Origin of the sequence: Comamonas sp. wu1-DMT (assembly GCF_040187805.1) — a bacterium.
Classification (GTDB): Bacteria; Pseudomonadota; Gammaproteobacteria; order Burkholderiales; family Burkholderiaceae_C; genus Comamonas; species Comamonas thiooxydans.
In genome coordinates this window covers 762,262-787,842 of the sequence record NZ_JBANEM010000001.1, presented here as the reverse complement: position 1 = coordinate 787,842, position 25,581 = coordinate 762,262, and the positions used below count along the sequence as shown (strand labels likewise).

Annotated in this window: 16 protein-coding genes; 13 read left to right on the top strand and 3 right to left on the bottom strand. The window is 59.4% G+C overall.

The features are described from left to right. The first annotated feature begins 2 nt into the window (after window positions 1-2). The 6 genes from V8Z78_RS03585 to V8Z78_RS03560 all read left to right on the top strand — a co-directional run bounded on the left by V8Z78_RS03585 (window position 3) and on the right by V8Z78_RS03560 (window position 3,977). Window positions 3-566, top strand: coding sequence for a hypothetical protein (locus V8Z78_RS03585; RefSeq protein WP_349730894.1), 564 nt, complete (start codon window positions 3-5; stop codon window positions 564-566). Beyond that, the gene (locus V8Z78_RS03580) at window positions 566-868 is read left to right on the top strand and encodes a hypothetical protein (RefSeq protein WP_349730893.1); all 303 of its coding nucleotides are present in this window, start codon (window positions 566-568) and stop codon (window positions 866-868) included. Before V8Z78_RS03585 ends, V8Z78_RS03580 begins: the two co-directional genes overlap by 1 nt. A gap of 94 nt (window positions 869-962) precedes the next feature. Next, window positions 963-1,283 (top strand): holin, encoded by a 321-nt coding sequence (locus V8Z78_RS03575; protein WP_349730892.1) that lies wholly within the window; start codon window positions 963-965, stop codon window positions 1,281-1,283. Then, on the top strand, window positions 1,276-1,827 hold the full coding sequence (locus V8Z78_RS03570; protein ID WP_349730891.1) for a lysozyme: 552 nt from the start codon (window positions 1,276-1,278) through the stop codon (window positions 1,825-1,827). Before V8Z78_RS03575 ends, V8Z78_RS03570 begins: the two co-directional genes overlap by 8 nt. Next, complete coding sequence (locus V8Z78_RS03565; RefSeq protein ID WP_349730890.1) at window positions 1,827-2,342, top strand: hypothetical protein; 516 nt, start codon at window positions 1,827-1,829, stop codon at window positions 2,340-2,342. The genes V8Z78_RS03570 and V8Z78_RS03565 overlap by 1 nt, the downstream gene beginning before the upstream one ends. Before the next feature lie 255 nt (window positions 2,343-2,597). After that, complete coding sequence (locus V8Z78_RS03560; RefSeq protein WP_349730889.1) at window positions 2,598-3,977, top strand: hypothetical protein; 1,380 nt, start codon at window positions 2,598-2,600, stop codon at window positions 3,975-3,977. Between the two features lie 732 nt (window positions 3,978-4,709). Here the strand turns inward: V8Z78_RS03560 and V8Z78_RS03555 are convergent. From V8Z78_RS03555 to V8Z78_RS03545, 3 genes are all read right to left on the bottom strand, one after another. Continuing rightward, a complete protein-coding gene (locus V8Z78_RS03555; RefSeq protein WP_003070780.1) occupies window positions 4,710-4,895 on the bottom strand; it encodes a hypothetical protein in 186 nt (61 codons plus the stop codon). A 560-nt stretch (window positions 4,896-5,455) separates the two neighbouring features. Then, the gene (locus V8Z78_RS03550) at window positions 5,456-5,854 is read right to left on the bottom strand and encodes a c-type cytochrome (protein WP_057091988.1); all 399 of its coding nucleotides are present in this window, start codon (window positions 5,852-5,854) and stop codon (window positions 5,456-5,458) included. Further along, window positions 5,851-6,420: a ferritin-like domain-containing protein gene (locus V8Z78_RS03545; RefSeq protein WP_349730888.1), complete on the bottom strand. Its 570-nt coding sequence runs from the start codon at window positions 6,418-6,420 to the stop codon at window positions 5,851-5,853. Before V8Z78_RS03545 ends, V8Z78_RS03550 begins: the two co-directional genes overlap by 4 nt. Window positions 6,421-6,610: 190 nt before the next feature. Here V8Z78_RS03545 and V8Z78_RS03540 point away from each other — a divergent pair, with 190 nt between their 5' ends. From V8Z78_RS03540 to V8Z78_RS03510, 7 genes are all read left to right on the top strand, one after another. Next, a complete protein-coding gene (locus V8Z78_RS03540) occupies window positions 6,611-7,306 on the top strand; it encodes an RNA polymerase sigma factor (protein ID WP_349730887.1) in 696 nt (231 codons plus the stop codon). A gap of 426 nt (window positions 7,307-7,732) precedes the next feature. Beyond that, window positions 7,733-8,968 carry a sensor domain-containing phosphodiesterase gene (locus tag V8Z78_RS03535; protein ID WP_349730886.1) on the top strand — a complete coding sequence of 412 codons (1,236 nt, stop codon included), beginning with the start codon at window positions 7,733-7,735 and terminating at the stop codon, window positions 8,966-8,968. 1,113 nt (window positions 8,969-10,081) lie between these two features. Further along, window positions 10,082-11,521 (top strand): TolC family protein, encoded by a 1,440-nt coding sequence (locus V8Z78_RS03530; RefSeq protein ID WP_349730885.1) that lies wholly within the window; start codon window positions 10,082-10,084, stop codon window positions 11,519-11,521. Beyond that, on the top strand, window positions 11,518-12,321 hold the full coding sequence (locus tag V8Z78_RS03525; RefSeq protein ID WP_349730884.1) for an efflux RND transporter periplasmic adaptor subunit: 804 nt from the start codon (window positions 11,518-11,520) through the stop codon (window positions 12,319-12,321). Before V8Z78_RS03530 ends, V8Z78_RS03525 begins: the two co-directional genes overlap by 4 nt. Window positions 12,322-12,531: 210 nt before the next feature. Then, window positions 12,532-24,177: an Ig-like domain-containing protein gene (locus V8Z78_RS03520; RefSeq protein ID WP_349730883.1), complete on the top strand. Its 11,646-nt coding sequence runs from the start codon at window positions 12,532-12,534 to the stop codon at window positions 24,175-24,177. A gap of 36 nt (window positions 24,178-24,213) precedes the next feature. Next, a complete protein-coding gene (locus V8Z78_RS03515) occupies window positions 24,214-24,855 on the top strand; it encodes a hypothetical protein (RefSeq protein WP_349730882.1) in 642 nt (213 codons plus the stop codon). Window positions 24,856-24,955: 100 nt separating this feature from the next. Continuing rightward, window positions 24,956-25,579, top strand: coding sequence for an efflux RND transporter periplasmic adaptor subunit (locus V8Z78_RS03510; protein WP_502878830.1), 624 nt, complete (start codon window positions 24,956-24,958; stop codon window positions 25,577-25,579). The last annotated feature ends 2 nt before the right edge of the window (window positions 25,580-25,581 follow it).

Here is a 25,581-nt window from a genome sequence, read left to right as displayed (position 1 = left end):
GCATGCGATTTCTGAAGTTTGATTCCAAGCCAATTGCCCGCGCGGCATTCGCGCCGTGGCTGAGTCCCCAGGCGGTGGAGATACCGTCATCCATCGGCACGGTGGCCGTGGATGTGGTCGGCGTGATCCAGCGCCCCACAGGGGAGATGCTGGACTCGCCTGATGGACCGGTGCCCGTTTTGGCTCCCGTTCCTGGCTACCACATCAACCTGAGCGAGCGCATCCCAGAGCTGCAGCAGTACGAGATCGAGCCGCCAGCTATTCCAGATCGAGTGTTTGCGGGCAGCGAGAACCCGGCACCGCCGGCATGGCCGCGCTTTTTCGGCAATCAAAAGCTGGACCTGTTCACGCAGGCAGAGCAGCTGGCCGTTGTCACGGCCACGATGACGGACCCTGTCGTCAAGCTGCTCTATGACCGGCTGCTGGGCTCTGCATACCTTACCTATGAGGACGCGGAGACCGAGCAAGGCCTGGCCATGTTGGTGGACAAGGGCCTTCTGACGACAGGGCGCAAAGCCGAAATTGTGGCGGCCATGCAGCCACTAGATCGGCAGGGAGTGGCCTGATGGACTGGACGCCGCTGATTCACGCGCTGATTGCCATGCTGGCCCAGGCCCTGGTCGGCCTGGTGCTGGGCAACTGGTGGTTGGGTGGCGCGCTGGCCTGCAGCTGGTGGCTGGCGCGCGAGCACACCCAGGCCGAATATCGCTGGATTCAGGCGTTTGCGGGCGGGCACCGCACGGGCATGCCCTGGTGGGGAGGGTTTGATCCCAGGGTATGGAACAGGGCTAGCGGCCTGGATGCGCTGGTTCCAGTAGTCGCCTGTCTGGTCGTTTATCTGTGCGTTGCGCTCCCAGTGCTCACCTGAGTGGAGATCTTCTCGCTCCCTAGCATCCCTGAGCTATGTCAATGGCATCTGGTTTGGCCGGTTGCTTTGGTGCTCATTACGGCGGAGGGAGTCAATGAACGAAACACTGGAGAATGCCGCAATCGTTGTAGGCAAGACAGCAACATATGGAGGGGCCGCCGGGGCTGTTCTTGGCGGCCTGACCATTTCAGAGCTTGGCATCACGATTGGCGCCATCGTCGGCATCTTGGGTTGGGTCTGCAGCCAATACTGGTCCTGGCGCAGGGACAAGCGGTCAGCCGCAGCTGACCATCGTGCAGCAGCTGCCGATCTTCGAGACAAGGCAGAGAGCGACTTGCGCATGACGCTGATGCGCACGACAGGTGCGCCGATCATGCCCCCGGCCAAGGAAACTGAGGAGGCCGAGCATGAATGAGGTCTCAATGCCCAAGGCGCCAAGTATTCCTGCATCATTGGCCAGGAAGGGGGCGATCCCGGCTGCACTGCTGGCGGCCCTGACCAGCCCGCTGGCGTACACGACGCTTGAACGCTGGGAAGGCAACATTCTTCACGTCTACAAGGACAAGCTGGCCAACGGAATTCCCACGTTCTGTGCAGGCCGCACTGACTGGAAGGCTCCGCCCGGCGCGAAGCTGACCAGCGACCAATGCCAGGAGGTCAACAAGACCACGTTGCTCGAGTACGGCTACACCGTCTTGGGATGCGTGAACTGGGACTATTTGACGGCCAAGCGCCTGATCGGCTTGACCATGTTCGCCATCAACGTGGGCAAGGAGGGTGCGTGCGGCTCCCAGGCCGTTCGCCAGATCAATCAGGGCAACGTGACGGCCGGCTGCAACCTGATCGCTAGGACCTCGAGCGGTGCGCCGAACTGGTCATTTGCGGATGGCAAGTTCGTCCAAGGGCTCCAGAACCGCCGGCAAGCTGAGCGCTCCCTGTGCCTGGAGGAAAGCAAGTGATGAATGACCGAGCTAACTCTATCGCCAAGGGTTTGCTGCTGGTGCTGGCCTTCTCCGCTGGCTGGGCGGTCAATGGCTGGCGAGCAGACGCGCGCATCGCGCGTGCGGAAAGCGCACAGGACAAACAGGTCGCATCTCAAGCTCAGCAATCGCAAGCTGCTACAGAAAACAAAGCGGTTGCCGTGGTCACGCACGGTACCTCCCAACAGGAAAACACCCATGACTACACGCAAGAAATGGCCCGCCTGGAGGCTGGGCGCGCTGCTGATGCTGCCCGCATTGCAGGCCTGCAGCACGACATCAGGAGCGCGGCCACCCGCAACGCCCAGCTTGCCGGTGACGCCGCTGCCTGCCGAGATCTCGCAGATCAGCACCAGCGACTCGCAGGCCTCGCTGCAGAAGGCGCGGAAGTGGTTGGCGAACTTGCTGGACTGGTCCAAAAGCGAGACGCCCAGGTGAGCCTGTTGCGTGGCCAGATTGCGGCTGACCGAACGCTGCTCGAGCAGTTGAACTAAAAGCGCCCCTGATACCTTTATTGGTGTCGGGGCGCTTTTTGCGTTTGGTGCTTGATCAGTAACCTTCGACCAAAGGTGGCATCGTGGTGACGAGGTTGGCCGAAGCATGCAAGTGCATGAAACCTTGATGAAGTGGAAGATTACACTGCGCAGTGGAGTGCCCGTTTACACAAAAAAAACTGTATGCTTTCTTACCTTAGAATACATATCTTATTGAATTTCTTAATGTTTTGAATAATTGACTGTTTCTAATATATGTTTAATCTAAATTCTAAATATAAAAATGGAAAAGATTTTCTATCGCTTGAATTGCCTGGGTACTTTATTGATTACATACCAATAGATGGGGCAAAAAGTATAGTTTTTACTTTTGAAAATGCAGACAAACCAAACATACCAAGACCAGATGCTCTTCGTGAACCGTGGGGCGGTATGTGGCTACATGAGCGTGGTTACGCTGTTATCGGTGTAAAACCAAAATCAGTTGAGTGGTATCGAGGGAAAGATTTACACGATTTCTTTCGATCAAATGATTTACAAAAATTTCTTGCTCAGTTTGATGAGATTTTTTTATATGGCTCGTCAATGGGTGGATTCGCAGCAATGGCATTCGCAGATGCCATACCTGGCTCAAAAGTAATTGCATTCAATCCACAATCTACGCTGGATCCATTGATAGTCCCATGGGAAAAACGTTACGAAGAAGGTCGCATTCAAGACTGGTCTGGTGATTTTTCGGATGCACGCATCGGAGCCACTAAGGCAAAATCCGTATTTGTCGCTTATGACCCATTATTTGAGCCTGACCGTAAGCATATTAATAGATTAGAACAGAAAAACCTTATACCTTTAAAAATGCCGCTGGTTGGGCATGTCATCGCAAATTACATGAGTGAAGTAGGCATTCTTTCAGAGTTTGTGGAAGGCGCATTATCAGGGAAATTATCGGCCAGTGATTGCAATCGGCTAGCGCGAAACCGAAAAAACACCCCCAGATATTATTATTGTCTTTTTGAGAGAGCGAAATCCATTTCTGTTAAGGAAGTCTGCCTTGCAAATATTTTGAAAATAAAAAATATTCGGCCTGAATATCAGCAGAATTTCTTTGAGTTAATGGATTCAATTGGATCTTGGCATTTGATAAAGGATTCTGAGATTCAAAAAAATTTAATAAAGATTAATGACGATATTTTATTTAAAATACTAAAAAAAGCTGCTGAAAAAAGTTATTTGGATGACGCTCTTAAAGTTGCAAAGCTTGCAATTGCTCATCGAAAAGTAACTTCTGAGATGCTCGTTTTTATATCAGAATCCCTATGGAGATTGAAGCGTTTACAAGAAGCAGAAGCCTACGCTAGGTTAGCTTTACTTAGCACCCCAAGTTATGGTAATGCTTACCGCATTCTCGCCAGAATTTTATTCTCTGATAAACGTGCCAATGAGGCACGAGACATCGCAAAGGTAGGTGTTGTAGTAGAAAAAACAAGTTTCCTAGGCTGGCATGATCTTGCACGTTACTACGAAGTGTCAGGTGATTTCAATGATGCACTTATCGCTGCTGAACAAGCGGAAAAATTGCAGCCGAATAACTCAGCTGTGAAAGAGGTAATTAAAAGAATAAAGGAAAATTTATAAAAAACTTACTGCATAAATCGTTGCTGGCATGTGCACAATTGTGGCTGGCCAAGATCAATAACTACACGATTGTTACAACCTAGGCCCACAGAAAAGCACGTCTCATATACAGGATGCATTCGCGGATTGCCATAGGCAACAAAACATGCATTGAGTGGTATTTTATGAGACACAAGATTGATAAGAATGGCTCAACCATGCGCCTTTGACCGTGGTTAACTGATCGGACTTTTAATCCGTTGGTCGCGAGTTCGAATCTCGCAGGACCCACCAGAATACATAAGCCGCTACAGCTGTTAAAGCTGTAGCGGCTTTTATGTTTTATTCCCGTGGTGGAGCATTCATCGCTCCAAGGAATTGCGGTTTGCCCTCCTTGCGCGTTCATGGACACGGGTGGCCCTTGCTCTGTCGGCCTGCGGTTCGGGTAGCGCTCCGTATCGATTCCTGTCCGGGTTATCAATCAACAGAAACGACTCTTGCGAGGCTGAGTGGCCTCTGCAGCCAGGTTTTGTGCTTCGCCAAAGGCTTTGTCCGTCGGAGTAGCGAACCTGCTTTCCGCTGGACAGGCAGCGGCTCAGCAGATCGGTCAGTGGAAGTGATGCTGGAGCCAGGCCTTGTCTTCTGGCGGGCCAGCGGTGCTGGCGCTGGTCGCCGTGTGCTTGCCGAAAAAGCAGAACCCCGCTCAGTTCAACAGTGGCGGGGTTCGTCAGGAGATCGGAGACCGAGCTGCTGTTATGGGGTTTTGCTTCTTCCCCGGTAGTTCAGGTCGGTGGCCGAGTAGTTCTCACGCTTGCGCCAGTCCATTTGAATCGGGCCGGCATGGTTGGCAGGATAGGTGATGCGCTCTTTTTCGCGATTGAGTTCCCACTGCTTTGCATCCACGATGCGATGGACTGTGGACTCTTTGGATTTGCTCATGGGGAAGGCGGCCTTCAATCAAGTTTCTGAACCTAAAGAAGACGGTACAGCTGCCGGGATGGCGAGTCCAGTGAATTCGCATGATGAATGACGGATCGCCTGGATTGCGTTGGAATCACGACTACTAGGGGATGTTTTTAGGGTGGATGCGGATAGTTGCTGCTTGGAGGATGGGGTTGTGTTACCGTCAAGGCGTCAGCCTTGAAGCGGCCTGAGCCCTGTGTGGCCGCTCAAACGCTGCAAACAGAGCGTCGGGGAATTCTTGTCGGGCATATTGGCCCCCGGAATGAGAAAAGTCCGCTTTGGAAGATGGGCAGGGTGATGGATTCCAGGTGAGCGATGCCTTCGACTGTGACTGCTAGACCCAAATACATGCAGCCGGCGATCTGTCGTCCACATCTTGCCTCGATGCGTATTCCGGTTGGGCCGACTCCTCGCGCCGGAGGCGAGGCATGGTGTTGCATCGGCCGATGGAATCCACCGCCTGAAGCAGTCGGCCTGAGCATTTTCTTGGTGAACTGCTTCAGGCCGATTGAGATGCGCAGCTAGGGTATATGCGTTCAATGCGGGAGTGCTCGAAGGGAATGACACTCTCGTGAATCGTTGGCTTGCTTGAGGTAGGCAATCAAGTCGCTACGCTCCTTGGAGTCAGGGATTCCGGCGTACGTCATTGTCGTACCTGGTAGCACCTTCATGGGCTGGGTCAGGAAACGGTCGAGTGTTTTTTCGTCCCAGATGAAGCCGGAATTCTTCATGGCATTCGAGTAAGCAAAGCCGGGAACCGTGCCAGCACGCCGTCCCAACAGGCCGCAATGATGCGGTCCCACTCGGTCATATGCCAGCGCATGGCAGGCCGCACAGCGAGCGTATATCTGCTCGCCAGGAAGTTTGTCAGGTGCTGCATGCACTGTCGCCGCGAACGACAGCATGCCAAGCAGCAGCCACCGTTCGGTGTTCATGATACGAATGCCGTGGGGACCGGTGCTTCGCCCACTGCCTGGCGCAGTACTGCCCAGTGCATGGCTTCATCACCCAGAATGCTGGCCGCAGCCTTGGATAGTTCTCGATTGCCGAACAAGGGAACGGCTCCCAGATAAGCACTGACGGCCCCTTGCTCCAGTCGTGCCGCAAACCGAAGCACATCCTCCTGTGATTTCAGCTGATTTGCTGGGAAGTTGTAAGCAGTCTTGGGGACTACCGGCTTGCCACCCAGTTTTTCAACCGTCTTGGCTAGTAGTTCAGCATGCGCTTTGTGATGGCCCTGGAAGGTCAGGGCCAGATCCAGCACCGATTGTTGCAGCAGTTTGCTTTCTGCTCCCAACTGATAAGCAGCGATGGCCTCCAGCTCTGCACTCAGGGCGGTGTTCAGGATTTGAGTGTCCTGGGCTTTTCCATCGCCGGTTTTGGCGGCTAGCGCTTCACGGCCGGCTAATAGCGCAACAGCGGCACCTGAAAGCATCAGCCCGGATTGGCCAAGAAAAAGGCGGCGCGCCTCCTGTGGATGAGCGATATGCAAAAACGACATGATGCACTCCTTCGTGGGTGACGAGGCCAGCTTTGGGAGACCGAAAATCCGGTGTCTAGGGCAAGCACTCATCCATTGGATGGATCGGAGCGTCACCACGTTCCGCCCCTGTTGGCAGCAGGGCCGAGAATCAGATCGACACGGGAACGCTGGATGCGGATACACCATCCAATGGTCAAAGGAGGCGTACATGCCGCACACTCAACCTTCGAACCACAGCCCTACGGTTGCTGATGCGTCGGATCTGGAGCTCGCTTTCAGAGCTGCAGCTGGCGATGAGGTGGCTTTCGAGGCCATCATGCGACGCCACAATCGCTTGTTGTTCCGCGCCGCACGAGCCATCTTGAAAAGTGACACGGATGCTGAAGATGTCGTGCAGCAGGCCTATTTGCAGGCTTGGCAGGCATTGGGGAATTTCAGGGCGGATGCCAAGTTGTCGACATGGCTGGTACGCATTGTCGTCAACGAAGCACTTGGACAGATCAGACGTCGTAAGTTGAAGATCGTGCCGCTGGAGTCCGCGATGGTATCGACTCAGCAGATGGATACCAGTTGGCAGCAAGACGATATGGACCGCAGCCCCGATCGAACCGTCATGCGTTCAGAGTTGCGTCAAATCATGGAGGCGCGCATTGACCTGCTGCCCGATGACTTCCGCAGGGTTTTCATGTTGCGCGGGGTGGAAGAGATGAGTGCGCAAGAGGTGTCGCAGATACTGGAAATTCCAGAGGCCACGGTGCGCACGCGCTTCTTCCGTGCACGAAGCATGCTTCGTGAAGGGCTTTCACAGGATCTGGATATGGCGCTCAGTGACGCCTTCAATTTCGATGGTGAGCGGTGCAATCGCATCGTGTCCTTGGTGCGGGCAAGACTACCCCAGCGTTAAGCAGGCATGCTTGGATCATTGGTTCTGATGAACATGCAGCAGATGCAGACCGATTCGCAAGAATGGACTGCCCTGGGCAAGTAGCAGATCTGCGCTTCACTAACTCTGGATTTCTTCATGCAGAGACCTCCCTGGGGTGAGCTCTCTACTTTTGAGTGGAGCGAGGATTTGAGGAGGCTTCAAAGCGGACAACAGGTGGCGACTTATGCCATGAAGCCGTCATACAGAAAAACTCACCGCGGAAACATTCCTGGAGCAGCAGCTGGAACCCAGGCGGATGGCGAAACTGTTGGATCGATTGACATTTTCGCCACGGCCGATGCTGAGACACTTGCTGGATATCGATGATCATCGCTTCACATTGCATGCTTTTCCAGATTAAATATTGAAAAAAGCCGTGTGAGTCGACTGTATGTAAGAGGGGGCATGCAGATGAACGATCTGGAGGTTGCCGGGAATCGCCATCTCAATCATTTGATGAGATCAGGTGTGTGCGCAGAAGGAGTGGATCGCATACTGCGTGCGGTTCGCAAGCATCTGGGAATGGATATCGCCTTTGTCTCACACTTCGGTGCGACCGAACGGGTGCTCAAGCATTTGGACAGTGTTTCGGGCGGGCCGCTCTATCAAGGCCAGAGCATTCCCATGCAGGAGGGATACTGCCTGAAGGTTGTGCATGGCGAGCTGCCCGAATGCATTCCGGACACAAGTCGTGTGCCGGTTGCTCAGCATATTTCTGCAACACATGCCATTCCAATTGGGTCCCATTTGAGTGTTCCAGTCCGTCTTGCGGATGGGCATGTATATGGGACGCTCTGCTGCTTCAGCTACCTCCCGAATCCAACGCTAGGGGAGCGCGACATGCAATTGCTGCGCGCATTTGCAGAGATCCTGGCAGACCGTATCGAAGAGCAGGCTGCCGAGGAGCAGGTCAAGGCACGGTTGGTCGGTGAAGTCCGATCCGCGTTGGCGCACGGTGATCCGAGGATGGTTTTCCAGCCGATCTGCAGTTTGCGTGACAAGGCCATTTGCGGCTTTGAAAGCCTTTCGCGTTTTGATGTCGAGCCCAGGCATGCGCCGGATTATTGGTTCGATGTGGCAGACAAGGCCGGTTTGGGCATTGACCTGGAGTTGTGCGCTGTTTCCAAGGTGCTGCCGGCGCTGGAGCGGCTGCCCGCCAACAGCAGTGTAAGTGTCAACTGCTCGCCACAATTGCTGCTTAGCAGCAAATTCCATCAACTACTTGATGGCATTGATGATCTCTCACGTCTGGTCCTGGAGATCACTGAACATGCTGCGGTCAAGGATTACAAGGCTCTTGCCATTGGGCTGGAGCCTTACCGTCGCCGGGGCGCGAAGCTGGCGGTTGACGATGCTGGTGCAGGCTATTCCAGCATGCGGCATATCCTCAATCTCGAGCCCGAGATCATCAAGCTGGATATGAGTCTTACTCACTCTATCGATACAGATGAGAAGCGGCGTGCACTGGCCAGAGGCCTCATCAGCTTCGCGCATGAAATAGGAAGTCTGGTGATTGCAGAGGGCGTTGAACGGCCGGAAGAGCTGGATATGCTGAAAAGGCTTGGAGTGGATTGCGCTCAAGGGTATTTGCTTTCCAGGCCACTTGAGATTGATGCCGCGGCTGTGTTCTCGCTTCATTAGTCGGTGTGCCGTGGGATGTGTCGCTGCATGGGCGGTCGCATCGTTCAAGTGTCTGGCGACTGATCTCGTCCAGTAGGCAGATGGCTTGGCTGGCTTCGTACGCCTGCATCGAGCAGGCCTTGGCTTTTCTCGTGACTCTTTTGCAGAGGACCTGAGAGCATATGGGGCTTGGGGTGGCAGGTGCTTGGTCTGTGCTTGGCCCTAGCGTAAACATCTATTTAGTGCCGTCAATCAATGCGAGCATACTGTTTGCGAATATCAATTGCACGAGGACGCTATGAAGTGGCTGCTTGTCAGTTTTGCGCTCATGGTGTTGACGCTCTGCGTCAGCTTTGTCGCGTCGGTCGCGGACGACCTGAGGCAAGGTAGCGACCAGGATTGATTGCCAGGGTTTTCAGGACCCCTCACGAGGCATTTCCGCGCCATCGACTGCAATCGTCACGCCCGTGGTGTTGCGGTCGATTTCATTTCGGGTGCCGAGATCTCATCAAGCTTGACGATGTAGCAGCCGCGATTGAGCTGCCTGGTTTTGCTGGAGCAGCTTGATGCGCCTGGGGGCGCTGTTGTACGCCTTCCAATGCATCGGGAATGCGTGGCAAGCACCCATGCGAACGGTGTTGATCCGAAATTCACAGCTCAGGGCTGGATCTCCAATAGCAAGCTTTGAACCTAAGCCCTGAGAAAACCCGAAGGAGCGCCTTGCTGCCTCCAACGGGAAGCGGCTTTGGAAGCGGCCTCAGGCAGCTACACACTGCATCACCACCGAATCGCTTGACCAGGCACCACCAAGCACTCAATGCACCAATTGGGGCAAAAAATGAGTGCGGCCGCATGGTGCTTCTGGCAGAAGAAATACCTGATTTCAGTGATTGCTCTTGCAGTCCTTGCCCAGTTAATATTCTTGGAACACTTTTTGACAATTAAGACTTTTGCATACTTTTTGAGAGTTTGTTGCTAGAGCTCGCCGGCGTCTTCTTGTCAAACCGCCTTCGCCACTATCCCTCTGCTGATATGAACGCCCTTGCTTACCACCGGTCTGAGACAAATTTTCGTGGCCGTGTCCGGCTCACAGCCCTGCTAGGCTCGGCCATCTGGCTCACCGGTTGCGCCAATTTGACAAGCCAGGCACTTTCCACGGAGGAAATACAGTCGCAGGTTCAGGCCGATCGGCAAAGCCTTGGCAAGGACGTTGCTCCTCTGACCGGGCCCGTGAGCCTGGAAGAGGCGATCGCGCGGGCCATCAAATACAACGCAGCCCAGCGCCTGCGTGGCATGGAAGAGGCGGTGGCGCAGGGGACGGCCAATGTTGCCAAGTTCGACATGCTGCCCAAGCTGGTGGCCTCGGCCGGCTACCGCTACCGCGACAAGGATCTGATCAGCCGCAGCACGGACTCCGTCACGGGCGCGCCTTCCCTGGCGCATCCCTATATCTCGTCGGATCGTGAGTCGACCTTGGCTTCGCTGAGCTTCTCCTGGAGCCTGCTGGACTTCGGTCAAAGCTATTACGCGGCTCGCCAGCATGCGGATCGCGCCCAGATTGCTGCCGAGCGTCGCCGCAAGGCCATACACACGCTGATCCAGGATGTGCGCATCGCCTACTGGCGTGTGGCTGCGGCCCAGGCCCTGGAGTCTTCGCTGCAGACCGCAGGCCAGGATGCAGACAAGGCCCTGGAAGACTCGCGCAAGGTCGAAGCAGAAAAACTGCGCTCCCCCATGGAGCCGCTGCGCTATCAGCGCCAGTTGCTGGAGAACATCCGCCTGCTGGAGGCCATTCAGCAGGAGCTGTCCTCCTCGCGCATCGAACTGGCTTCGCTGATGGGCGTGTCTCCCGCAGAGCTGAACCAGCCTTTGCGTGTGATCGAGCCTGCTGCATCGAATGCCCAGCGCTGGCTGGAGCAGCCGGTGGACAAGCTGGAAGACCGGGCCCTGCTGCTGAACCCGGATCTGCGCGAGAGCCTGTACAACGCCCGTATCGCCAATGAAGAGACCAAGCGCGTCATGTTGCGCATGTTCCCCGGCCTTTCCTTCAACTACGGTGTCAACAAAAGCAGCGACAGCTATCTGATCAACGACCGCTGGCAGGATGCTGGCCTGCAGATCTCCTTCAATCTGCTGGGACTGCTGTCCCTGCCTGCACAGCGTCAACTGGCTGACGCGGGTGTCCAGCTGGCCGATCAGCGTCGTCTGGCTACCCAAATGGCGGTATTGACACAGCTGCATGTAGCCCGTCTGCAATTTGCGAACGCCGTGCGCCAGTACGAAAGAGCACAGACCATTGCCTCCGTGGACCAGCGCCTGTCCGAGCATGTGAACAATCAGGTGCAGGCCGACAAGCTCAATGCGCTTGAGCGCGTCTCCCAGCAGACCACCACCATTCTTTCCGTGCTGCGCCGTTACCAGGCCCAATCCAATATGCAGGCCGCCAGCTCCCGCCTGCAAGCCACCCTGGGCATGGAGCCCGTGATCGAAGGCTCGGACAGCATGCCCCTGCCTGAACTCACACAGGCCGTGGGCAAATCGCTGCAAAGCTGGGACGCGGGCCAATTCCAATGAAGTCTTGCGTCTCCCCCTTGATTCTGGGCCTGGCGTTGAGCCTGTCGCTCGCCGCTCATGGCCAGCACGGCCCGGCAGTCCAGAGCCTTCCCAAGACTCAGGTCCCCTTGCCCAGCGTGCTGGACCAGCGTGAGATCCGTGCCCAGCTTTCACCGTACCGCTACACCACGCTGGCCGCCGAAATCGGTGCCAAGGTGCAACGCCTGCCAGTGGTGGAGGGGGGTGCCTTTCGCCAGGGCCAGCTGCTGGTGCAGTTTGACTGCAGCCTGCCGCAAGCCCAACTGAACAAGGCCCAGGCGGGCGTGGATGCCACCGAGAAGACCTGGAAGGCCAACCAGCGCTTGGCGGAGCTGAACTCGGTGGGCAAGGTGGAGCTGGATATCTCTCAGGCCGAGTGGAACAAGGCCAGGGCCGAAGTCGCAGCCAACCGCAGCCTGCTGAGCAAATGCCAGATCACCGCGCCCTATGCCGGTCGTGTGGCCGAGCAGAAGATCCGTGAGCAGCAATATGCGCAGCCGGGTCAGGCGCTGCTGGACATTCTGGACGACTCCGCGCTGGAGCTGGAGTTCCTGGTGCCCTCGCGCTGGCTCAGCTGGCTGCATTCGGGCTCGGAATTCCAGGTGCGTATTGACGAAACCGGTAAGACCTACCCTGCCAAGGTGCAGCGCCTGGCCGCGCGGGTGGATCCGGTGAGCCAGTCCGTAAAGGTCAATGCCACCATTCATGGAAAGTTTCCAGAGCTGATCGCCGGCATGAGCGGGCAGGTGTTGTTAGCACCCCCTCAGACCGGCAAGCCCTAGACATTCAAATACAAGAGCATATTACGCATGCTATTAAAAGGTTTCAGGTAATTTTTATTCTGAAGTCTAAATATAGAAAGCGAAAAATGCTCATGTTTTTATAGTCCGATAGCAGGAGACCGACTGCTTCCCAGGAAGAGGGTAAGCCGGCGGTCTGAACCTGCAAGGCAGGCAAGCGCCATGCCACCTTCATACCGGAAGGACACTTTGATGACCCGCAAATCCCGCCAACTCTGGAGCCGTCTGACACAGGCCATGACGGCGCAGGCCGTAAAGACCGGTGCCCCTCAGCATCTGCAGCCGGCCTTCGTCGTGCGCCCGCTGGCATTGGAGCAGCGCTTTATGTTTGATGGTGCGGCTGCGGTGGATGTGGCTCATGCGGCTGCAGACTCTGCAGCACCTGCGGCGGCAGAGCATACAGTGGACACGGCAACTGCGCTGCGACATGCGCTGACCGCGGAAGCGCAGAGAGCGACCGAGGCTTCGCCAGCGACTACACAGCGCCAGGAAGTGGTGTTTGTTGACAGCAATGTCAGGAATTACCAGAAGCTTGTCAGTGGCTTGAAGCCAGGTACCGAAGTCGTGGTGCTGGATGCCAGCAAGGATGGCCTGCAGCAGATCGCCGACTACCTCGACGGTCGCAGCGGTATCGATGCCATTCATATCCTCAGCCATGGCGATGTCGGCAAGGTCCAACTCGGCAACGACTGGCTTGAAGGTGGCGACCTCGCCGCCCGCAGCGGCCTGCTGAACGCCATCGGCCAGTCGCTGGACAGCGACGGCGACATCCTGCTGTACGGCTGCCAGGTAGGCGCCGATGGCGTCGGAGTGGATTTCGTCCGGTCCCTGGCTAGCGCAACCGGCGCGGACATTGCGGTTTCCAGCGACATGACCGGGGCCGCGAGCCTGGGCGGGGACTGGACGCTGGAAGTCAGCCAGGGGGCCGTCGAGGCGGTGGCACTGGAGATCAACGACTTCAAAGGCCTGCTGACGGCCTTCAATGACAGTTTCACGACCGATACCGGTACGACGAGCAGCTTCACCAGAGACTTGGGCGGCGTCGAATTCACCTACACCTTCACGCCGGTGGGTGACGGTGGTGACACCGTCTGGGAAACCCAGTACGGAGATGGCAACTCGCCATCGATCAATCTGCAGTCGCAGACGTTCAACGTTGGCACTACCGAGCGTTTCACCATTGCCCGCAGCGATGGCGCGGATTTCACCTTCACCAGCATCTTCATCAACAACTCGGGCGGATCGACCGTTACGGTGGCCGGCTACCTGGACGGCGTCCTGGTAGGCACCGCCGGGACTATAGATACCGCCGGCAGCGGCACCCTGAGCTTTGGCGGTATACGGGTCGACGAAGTGCGGGTTAGCAGCACGGACTTCTTCCAGACCAACATCGACAGTTTCGTGGGTGACACCAACCCGCCCAATGCCGTACCGACCATCGGCAACCTGAACAACGACAGCGTCGCCTGGGCCGGCGTGGGCAATACCGTGGCGCTGGATTCCAGCGGCAACGCTTCGCTCACGGATGCCGAACTCGGTGCGCTCAACGGCGGCCTCGGCAACTGGTCCGGCGCCAGCCTGACCGTGCAGAATTCGGGCAGCGCCGTGGCGGCCGATGTCTTCGGTTTCAACACCACGGGAGCCTTGTTCACCGTCAGTGGCAGCAACCTGCAATCTGGGGGCGTCACCTTCGCCACCTTCACCAATACCGGCGGTGTGCTGACGATCAGCTTCACCAGCAGCGGCACCACGGCGACCACGGCACTGGTGAACGATGTCGCCCAGCGCATTACCTACCGCAACGACACGCCGGCTGGTGACGCCAACATCCGCTTCACCCTGAACGACGGCAACACCAGCGCGACGGCCAACGTCACCGTCACCAGCGACACCATCTACGTCACCAACACCACCGATACCGCCACCATCGACCGGAGCAATGGCGTCAGCTTCAGCGAGGCGGTGGCCATTGCGGCGGCCGATGCCACCGGCACCCAGACCCTGATCTTCAGCAACAGCTTCAATAACAACATGGCGCTGGCTGGCAACCTGTCGATCAGTGAGAGCCTGAACATCAACGGCGATTCGGCCACGGGCCTGAACATCACCGGCAGCACCATCACCCTGGGTGGCGGCACCGCGCTGAACTTCAGCAATTCCAGCGGGATCGTGACCGTTACCAGCACCCTGGCCGGCAGCGGTGCGCTGACCAAGGCTGGAGGCGGCACCCTGGCGCTCGCCAGCCCCAGCAACGAAGCCAACATGTCCGGTGGCATCAGCGTGACCGGCGGCACCTTGCAGATCGGCAATGATGACTTCCTGTCGTCCGGTACGCTGACGCTGAACGGCGGGACCTTCACCAACAACAGCAACGCCTTCACCCTGGACAACAACATCGTCCTCGGTGCCGCTGGCGGCTTCATCAATATCGGTGGTAGCGGCGGCGCCACGCAGGTCACATTCAGCGGCGTGATCTCCGGTTCCGGCAGCCTGACCAAGAATGGCCAGGCCATCCTGCAGCTCGACGGCAACAACACCTACACCGGTGCCACCAGCATCACGGGCGGTACTGTGATCGCCAACCACGCCAACGCATTCGGTACGACCGCCGGCGGCACCACGGTGGCCAGCGGCACGACCGTCCGCGTAAACGGTGGGCTCACCATCGCCGAAGCCTTCACCATCGCCGGCACTGGCAAAACAGTCAGCGCCGCCGACTACGGCGTACTGCACCAGGTCAGTGGCAGCTCCACGCTGAGCGGCAACATCACCTTCACCGGCGATGCCAACATCAGCGCGGCCAGCGGGGCCACCCTGACCCTCAGCGGCGCGCTGGGTGGTGGCAGTTTCAACCTGAACAAGACCGATGCCGGTACGCTGGCGTTGGCCAACACGGGCAACGAGGCTGGCCTGACCGGTGGTACGACCATTTCCGCAGGTGCGCTGAGCATCGGCTCGGATGATCATCTGGCCAGCGGCACCGTTACATTGGTCGGCGGCACCTTGAGCAACAGCGCCGCCGTCACTATCGATAACGCGATCAGCGTAACGGCTGCTTCGACCATCAGCACGGCCAACAGTATGACGCTGAGCGGTGTTGTCAGCGGCAGCGGTGGGCTGACCAAGAGCGGCGCCAGCACACTCACATTGGCCGGAACCAACACCTACAGCGGCGCCGTCTCGGTAACGGCGGGCACGCTGGCGCTGCAGAACGGCTCTGCATTGGCCGACACCACAACCGTCGCACTGAGTTCCGGCACAACATTGTCGCTCTCGAGCAGCGAGACCATCGGCGGCCTATCCGGTGTCGGCAACGTGACCCTGTCGAGCAATACGCTCACCGTCAACCAGAACGCCAGCACTACATACTCCGGCGTCATCAGCGGCTCGGGCGGCCTGACCAAGTCCGGCAGCGGCACGCTGACGCTGAGCGGTTCCAACGCCTACACCGGCGCCACCACCGTTTCGGCCGGCGGGCTGATGCTCAACGGAGCCAGCGGTACGCTGGACGACAACACCTCGGTGACGGTTTCGTCGGGCGCAACGCTGACCCTTGGCGCCGACGATGTCGTCGCCCTGCTCTCCGGCGCGGGCACGGTGGCCATCGGGGCGAACGAATTCGTGGTCGGCGTCAGCGGCGGCAGCAGCACCTTCTCCGGTAGCATCACCGGCAGCGGCACCTTGGTGCTGGATGGCAGCGGCACCTTGACGCTGTCCGGCACCAACAGTGGCCAGAGCTGGGGGACGCAGGTGCTGAGCGGCGGCACCCTGTCGATTGCCGGCGATGCCAACCTGGGCACCGGAACCGTGCAACTCAATGACGGGACCCTGGCAATCACCAGCTCCACAACCGTCGACAACGCGATCGCACTGGGCGCCAGCGGTGGCGCCGTTTCGCTGGGCTCCGGCCTTGCGGCCACCCTGAGCGGGGCAATCGGCGGCACCGGCGGATTGACCAAGACCGGCAGTGGCTCGCTGACACTGCCAAACACAAACAACTATTCGGGCATGACCACCGTATCGGCCGGCACGCTTGCCGTGAATGGCAGCACCGCCAGTGCAACCACCGTCAATAGCGGCGGCACCCTCGCAGGCTCCGGCACGCTGGGTGGCAACGTAACCGTCAACAACGGCGGCACCCTGTCGCCGGGCAACAGCGCCGGCACCCTGACGGTGAACGGCGACCTGCAGATGAACGCCGGCAGTACCCTGGCCGTCGAGATCAACGGCACCACGGCTGGCAGCCAGTACGACCAGGTGGTGGTGAATGGCACCGTGGGCGTTTCCGGGACGACCCTCTCGGTCACCCACGGCTATGCCCCTGGCAACGGCGACAGCTATACCCTGATCGTCAATGACTTGGCGGACGGCATCACCGGTACCTTCAGTGGCCTGGCCGAAGGCGGCACCATCACAGCCGGCGGCAACAGCACCGTGTTGACCGCCAGCTACATCGGCGGCAGCGGCAACGACTTCACTCTCACCGCGCCGATCAACGCGGCGCCTGTGGTCGGCAACTTGAACGGCGACAGCATGTTCATCTACGAAGGCAGCCAGGCCCAGCTGCTGGACGCCGGTGACAACGCCACGGTTACCGACAGCGATTCCGCGAACTTCGATGGCGGCAACGTCACCGTCGCCATCGTTGCCAACCGCGCCAGCGGCGAAGACATCCTGGCCATCCGCAACCAAGGGACGGGGGCCGGGCAGATCGGTGTTGCCGGTTCGAACATCACCTTCGGCGGCGTGGTGATCGGCAGCTTCACCGGCGGCACCGGCACCAACGACCTTGTGATCAGCCTGAACGCCAACGCGACCCCGGCGGCCGTCCAGGCGCTGGTGCGCAACATCACCTACAGCAACAGCAACACCCTCGATCCGAGCACCGCTACCCGCACCGTGCGCGTCACCGTGAACGATGGCGACGGTGCCACCAGCGGCAATGCCGATATCACCGTCAACGTCATCGGCGTGAACGACGCACCCGCCCTGTTCGCCACCGGCGGTACGCCCACCTACACCGAGAACGGTGTGGCGGTGGACCTGTTCAGCAGCGTGAGCATCGACACCATCGAGGCGGGCCAGGCCATCATCGGCCTGACCCTGACCGTGGGTAACCTGGCCAACGGCGCCAGCGAAATCCTGAGCATCGACGGCACCGACATCGCCCTCGTAAACGGCGCCAACGGCGTCACCGGCAGCAACGGCATCGGCTACAGCGTCAGCGCCAGTGGCGGCACCGCCACCGTCACCCTGACCCACCCCGGCCTCAGCACGGCCAGCGCCCAGACCGTCATCGACGGCATGACCTACCGCAACAGCAGCGAAGCGCCCACCGGCAGCAGCCGTGTGGTCACGCTGACCAGCATCACTGACAACGGCGGCACCAGTAATGGCGGCGTGAACAGCACCAGCGTCAGCATCGCGGCCACGGTCGGCGTCGAGGCGGTGAACGATGCCCCCGGCATCACCGCGCCCGGCTCCATCGCCGTGACCGAGGATGTACCCGCCGCCCTGACCGGCATCAGCTTCGCCGATGTCGACGCGGGCAGCGGCAGCGTGACTGCCACCTTCAGCGTGGCCAGCGGCACCCTGGCCGCCACCAACGGCGGCGGCGTCACCGTGGGCGGCTCGGGTACCGGCAGCCTCACCCTGAGCGGCACCGTGGCCGACATCAACGCCTTCATCGCCGCCAGCGGCATGAGCTTCACCACCGCCAGCAACGCCACGGCCAACGTGACGCTGACGATCGCCATCGACGATGGCGGTAACACTGGCACTGATCCGGGCCTGTCCGGCACCGGCAGCAGCGAGGCCGACTCGGCCACCCTTACCCTGACGGTCGCGGCGGTCAACGATGCCCCGGTCAACAGCGTTCCGGCCGCGCAAACCACCGACCAGGACGCCAACCTGGTGTTCAGCAGCGGCAATGGCAACTTGATCAGCATCAGCGACGTGGATGCCGGTTCGGGCACGGTACGGGTGACCCTGACCGCCAGCAATGGCCTGATTACCCTGAGCGGCACCGCGGGCCTGAGCTTCCTCTTCGGCAGCGGCGCCGGCGACGCGACCCTCACCTTCGAAGGCTCGATCGCCAATATCAACAATGCCCTCAACGGCCTGGTGTTCAGCCCCAGGGGCGGCTACAACGGCGCCGCCAGCCTGCAGGTCAGCACCAGCGACCTGGGGCAGTCCGGCACCGGTGGCCCCCAGACCGACACCGATATCATCTCGATCAACGTCGAGCAGCCCAACCCGCGTATCGTCGGCGTCAGCGCCGGCACCCCGGACGGCACCTACAAGATCGGCGACACCATCACCGTCACCATCACCTTTGATACCACCGTCGACGTCACCGGAGCGCCCAGGCTGCAACTGGAGACCGGCGCCGTCGACCGGACGCTCGACTACGTTTCCGGCTCGGGCAGCAACACCCTGACCTTCAGCTACACCATCCAGGCCGGCGACAGTTCCGCCGACCTCGACTACGCCTCCACCTCGGCACTGAGCCTCAACGGCGGCACCATCAAGGACGGTTCCAGCCGCGATGCCATCCTGACCCTGCCCACCCCCGGCGCCGCCGGCTCCCTGGGAGCCAACAAGGCACTAGTAGTGGACGGCGTGCGCCCGGTGGCCAGCAGCATCGCGGTTGCCGACACAGTACTGCGCGCTGGCGAAACCAGCACCGTCACCATCACCTTCAGCGAGGCGGTGACAGGCCTCACTACCGCCGACTTCACCGTGGCCAACGGCGCACTCAGCAACCTCAGCAGCTTGGACGGCGGCATCACCTGGACCGCCACCCTGACACCCGATGGCAATGTCCTGGATGCCAGCAACCTGATTACTCTGAACAACACTGGCTACACGGACCAGGCCGGCAATGCTGGTGCCGGCACCACCAACTCGAACAACTACGCCATCGACACGGCGCGCCCGACGGCCACCATTGTCGTGGCGGACACTAGCCTTGCGGTCGGTGAAACCTCGCTGGTGACTATCACCTTCAGCGAAGCGGTCAGCGGTTTCGACAACAGCGACCTGACCATCGCCAATGGCACGTTGAGCAATGTGAGCAGTAGCGACGGCGGTATCACCTGGACGGCGACCTTCACCCCGACCGCCAACACCAGTGACGCCACCAACCTGATCACCCTGAGCAACGCAGGTGTGACCAACGCCTCGGGCAACAGCGGCGTCGGCACCACCGACTCCAACAATTTTGCCATCGATACGCTGCGCCCAACGGCGACCATTGTCGTGGCGGACACTAGCCTTGCGGTCGGAGAAACCTCGCTGGTGACCATCACCTTCAACGAAGCGGTAAGCGGTTTCGATAACAGCGATCTGGCCATCGCCAACGGCACGCTGAGCACCGTCAGCAGCAGCGACGGCGGTATCACCTGGACGGCGACCTTCACCCCGACCGCCAACACTAGTGACGCCACCAATCTGATAGCCCTGGACAATTCCGGGGTGACTGACGCAGCGGGCAACGCCGGCAGCGGCACCACCAACTCCAACAGCTACGCCATTGACACCCAGCGTCCGACCGCGACCATTGTGGTGGCGGATACCGCGCTGAAAGTCGGTGAGGCCTCGCTGGTGACCATCACCTTCAGTGAAGCGGTAAGCGGTTTCAGCAACGCCGATCTGACGGTAGCCAACGGCACCCTGAGCGCGGTCAGCAGCAGCGACGGCGGCATCACGTGGACGGCGACCTTCACCCCGGACGCCAACACCAGTGACGCCACCAACCTGATCACCCTGGACAATTCCGGGGTGACTGACGCAGCGGGCAACGCCGGCAGCGGCACCACCGACTCCAACAGCTACGCCATTGACACCCAGCGTCCGACCGCGACCATTGTGGTGGCGGATAACGCGCTGAAAGTCGGTGAGACCTCGCTGGTGACCATCACCTTCAGTGAAGCGGTAAGCGGTTTCAGCAACGCCGATCTGACGGTAGCCAACGGCACCCTGAGCGCGGTCAGCAGCAGCGACGGCGGCATTACCTGGACGGCGACCTTCACGCCGAGCGTCGGTATCAACGATGCCAGCAACCTGATCACCCTGGACAATACCGGCGTTGCCGATCTGTCAGGCAACGTCGGCGCCGGTACGACCAATTCCGCCAACTTTGTCATCAATACCGTGTTGCCGACCGCCACCATCGTGGTCAGCGAAAGCGCACTGAAGATCGGTGAAACCTCGCTGGTGACCATTACCTTCAGCGAAGCGGTGACCGGTTTCACCAACGCCGACCTGACCATTGCCAACGGCACGTTGTCGGCAGTGTCCAGTGCTGATGGCGGCGTCACTTGGACCGCCACCTTCACCCCGACGGCGGGCATCACCAACCTCAGCAACCTCATCACCCTGGACAATACGGGCGCACAGAACGCCTCCGGCAACGCCGGCAGCGGCACCACAGACTCCAACAACTACGCCATCGACACGGTGCGTCCGACCGCGACCATCGTGGTCGCCAACACGGTTCTCGGCATCGGCGAGACCAGCCTGGTGACCATCACCTTCAGCGAAGCGGTGATCGACTTCACCAATGCCGATCTGACGATTGTCAACGGTACGCTGAGTGCGGTGAGTAGCAGCGACGGCGGCATCACCTGGACGGCGACCTTCACCCCGACTGCCAACACCAGTGACGCCAGCAACCTGATCACCCTGGACAATTCCGGGGTGACTGACGCAGCGGGCAACGCCGGCAGCGGCACCACCAACTCCAACAACTACGCCATCGATACGCTGCGCCCAACGGCGACCATTGTCGTGGCGGACACTAGCCTTGCGGTCGGAGAAACCTCGTTGGTGACCATCACCTTCAGCGAGGCGGTGACCGGCTTCACCAACGCCGACCTGACGGTGGCCAACGGCGCGCTGAGCAACGTCAGCAGCAGCGACGGCGGTATCACGTGGACGGCGACCTTCACGCCGACTGCCAACACCAGTGACGCCAGCAACCTGATCACCCTGGACAATTCCGGGGTGACTGACGCTGCCGGCAATGCCGGCAGCGGCGCCACCGACTCCAACAACTACGCCATCGACACCCAGCGCCCGACAGCCACCATTGTGGTGAACGACACGGCGCTGGCGGTGGGCGAGAGCACCACGGTCATCATTACCTTCAGCGAAGCGGTGACGGGGCTGGATGTTGGTGACTTCACTGTGGCGAACGGCAGTCTGAGCAACCTCAGCAGCAGCGACGGCATCACCTGGACGGCGACCCTGACGCCGACAGCCCGCATCACCGATGCCAGCAATGTGATCACGCTGAACAACACCGGCTATGTGGATGTAGCGGGCAACACAGGCAGCGGCACCACCGACTCCAACAACTACGCCATCGACACCCAGCGCCCGACGGCCACCATTGTGGTGACCGACAACGCTTTGAGCGTGGGTGAGACTTCGCTGGTGACCATCACCTTTAGCGAAGCCGTCAGCGGTCTGGATCTGTCCGACTTCAGCGTCGAGCATGGAGCTCTGAGCCATCTGATATCCAGCGATGGCGGCATCACCTGGACGGTGATGCTGACGCCAACGGCCGGTATCACCAACGCTAGCAATCTGATCACGCTGAACAACATCGGCTATGTGGATGCGGCGGGTAATACAGGCAGCGGCACCACCGACTCCAACAACTACGCCATCGATACCGTACGTCCTACCGCGACCATTGTGGTGGCGGATACCGCGCTGAAAGTCGGTGAGGCCTCGCTGGTGACCATCACCTTCAGTGAAGCGGTAAGCGGTTTCAGCAACGCCGATCTGACGGTAGCCAACGGCACCCTGAGCGCGGTCAGCAGCAGCGACGGCGGCATCACGTGGACGGCGACCTTCACCCCGGACGCCAACACCAGTGACGCCACCAACCTGATCACCCTGGACAATTCCGGGGTGACTGACGCAGCGGGCAACGCCGGCAGCGGCACCACCGATTCGAACAACTACGCCATCGATACCCAGCGTCCGACTGCGACCATTGTGGTGGCGGACACTAGCCTTGTGGTCGGAGAAACCTCGTTGGTGACCATCACCTTCAGCGAGGCAGTAAGCGGTTTCAGCAATGCCGATCTGACGGTGGCCAACGGCACGCTGAGCAACGTCAGCAGCAGCGACGGCGGCATCACGTGGACGGCGACGTTCACGCCAACCAGCAACGTCACCGACGCCAGCAACCTGATCACCCTGGACAATTCCGGGGTCGCCGACGCAGCGGGCAACGTTGGCAGCGGCACCACCGATTCGAACAACTACGCCATCGACACCCAGCGCCCGACGGCGACCATTGTGGTGGCCGACAACGCGTTGAAAGTCGGAGAAACCTCGCTGGTGACCATCACCTTCAGCGAGGCGGTGACCGGCTTCACCAACGCCGACCTGACGGTAGCCAACGGCACCCTGAGCGCGGTCAGCAGCAGCGACGGCGGCATCACCTGGACGGCGACCTTCACACCTACCAGCAACGTCACCGATGCCAGCAACCTGATCACCTTGGATAACACCGGGGCCACCGACGCAGCGGGCAACGTTGGCAGCGGCACCACCGGCTCCAACAACTACGCCATCGACACCCAGCGTCCGACCGCGACCATTGTGGTGGCGGACACAGCGCTGCAAGCCGGAGAGAGTACCCAGGTCACCATCACCTTCAGCGAAGCAGTGAACGGGTTTGACAACAGCGACCTGAGCGTCAGCGGTGGCTCCTTGAGCACTGTCACCAGCAGCGATGGCGGCGTCACCTGGACTGCGACCTTTACGCCCACGGTCAACCTGGAGAGCACGGGTAACCTGATCACACTGAACAACGCAGGTGTGACAGACAAGGCAGGCAATGCTGGAGTCGGCACTACGGCATCCAATGTCTATGCCATCGACACCGCGGATCCGGTTGCACCGGAAGTTACCCTCGATCAAGCCACACTGGTGGACGGCCGACAGATCTCTCCCACAGGCTTGGTCATCATCTCCGGTCTGGAAGCGGGAGGAAGCTGGCAGTATTCCCTGGACAATGGCGCATCCTGGCTTGAAGGCCGCAGCAATGCAGTCCAGTTGCCTGGTCTTGGGACATTCAGCCTCTGGGTTCAGCAAAGGGACGCGGCGGGCAATGCATCTGCGGTGACCTCGCTCACCGGAGTTGTTGAACCCTTGGTTCCTCCGGCAGTGCAGCCTCCAGGCCTACCCACCATGAATGATCTGCCTGCAGTGCCTGGCCTCGCACCATTTCAACCCTCCGAGGTACCAGAACCGAATGCTGATTTTCTACACCCCGCGTCGATGATGCGCGGCTCCGTATCTCAAGACACAGGGATGCCTCGTCAAGATAGCTGGTCTGAATATGGTCTTCCGCAGTCAATTGCAGGCTTCAATGACTGGGCGTGGGCGTCGCTTTTCGTGCCGGTAGAGCCCAATCGCTCTGGATTTGATCCGGCACCTGAGCAGTTCTCGGTCACGACTGGGGTCAGCACTCTGGATCTGAAGCCCGTCCTGCTGGCGTCGGAGAGCCCGTGGGATATCGAGTCGCTCCAGTTCAGCTTCTCCGGCAAGCAGGAGCTACCCGGATGGGTGCGCTTGGACCGTCATAGCGGTCAGCTAACCATCAACGCACCCAAGGACCTCAGCACAACGCTTGTTCTGCAGATCAAGGTCAGCGATGGAAAGGGGCACGAGTCGGTGCGAACTGTCAAGCTGGTAGTCGGCGATGCACAGGCCACATCCAGTGTGCCCACAGGGCGAGCCGGACTGAGTGAAAAGATGGCAAATGCGGCAAATCAGCAGGCGGGGAAAAGGATGTCCCAGTATGTCCATGGTTGATGGAATCATGACTACAGCATATGAGGCGGTTGCGCCATGAACGCAGCCGTTTCTCCTCAGAGCGTGAACCCGGCAATGCTGCTGCTTGAGCTGGGGCATCGCGCCAGGGCTGCCCGCAGCAATGCCGAACTGCGCTTTTTGCTGGTCAACGATAGCCGTTTGCTCGTTCCTTACCGTCAAGCATGTCTGTGGCTGGATGACGGCGGGGTAACGGCCCTATCCGGCGTGGTAGAGACCGATAGAAATACGCCTTATGCCCAATGGCTGCACGGGGTATGCCAGTTTCTCCAGACACAGCAACCCATTCAGGTTCGGCGCATTGAACCGGCTCAGCTTCCACCCGAGTTGGCAAGCTCATGGAGCGAATGGTTGGGGCCCTATGCGATATGGGTGCCTCTGCTGCAAGATGGTCAAAAGCCTGTTCCTGAAGGCGGACTGCTTCTTTCGGGGGCACAGGCAATTGAAGAGCAGCGCTTTCCGCTTCTCGCCGAATGGGGGCATATCTGGTTTCATGCCTATTCTGCATTGCAGGCAAGCCAGCCCAGGTTCTGGCGAAAACCTGCGGCATCGAGAGTCAACGCCAAAAGCTGGTGGCAAAAAAAAAACTACCTGGATCTTGGGCGGACTTTTTGTGCTTGGCGCCGTTCCTGTGCACATGAGCGTGCTTGCTCCTGGTGAGCTCGTTGCCGCGCAGCCTGTAGTTCTCAGGGCTCCATTGGACGGTGTCATTGATCAGATCCACGTCCAGCCCAATCAAATGGTACGGAAAGGCGAGAGCTTGTTTGGACTGGATGAGGCGCAGATCAGCAGTCGGCTGGAGGTTGCCCGGCAAGCTCTGCTGACCGCTGAAGCCGAATATCGACAATCTGCCCAACTGGCCTTGGGCGACGCTCGCTCCAAGGCTCAGCTTGCAGCGCTTGTCGGGCGCATAGGCGAGAAGCGTGCCGAGGTGCAGTATCTGAGTGACCAGCGTGATCGCAGTCGGGTGCTGGCACCTGAAGATGGCATGGTTTTGTTTGACTCTCCCACCGAATGGCTTGGCAAACCTGTACAGACCGGTGAGCGGGTGATGCGTATTGCCCGGCCTGATGAAGTGGAAATCGAGGCCTGGGTTCCTATCGGTGATGCCATTCCATTGGCCCAGGGCGCCACAGTGAAGCTGTATCTGGCAGCGAATCCCATGGCAGGGCTGGAGGGCAAGCTACGGTATATGGCGTATGACGCCAATGCCAGGCCAGATGGCAGCTACGCCTATCGAGTGCGTGCATCCATGTCGCTCGCCAAGGAGGAGGCTCGTATCGGCCTCAAAGGTACCGCCAAGCTGCAAGGTGATTGGGTACCGTTGGTCTACTGGGTTCTGCGCAAGCCCTGGGCCGTCCTGCGCCAGTTCATTGCCTGGTAAGT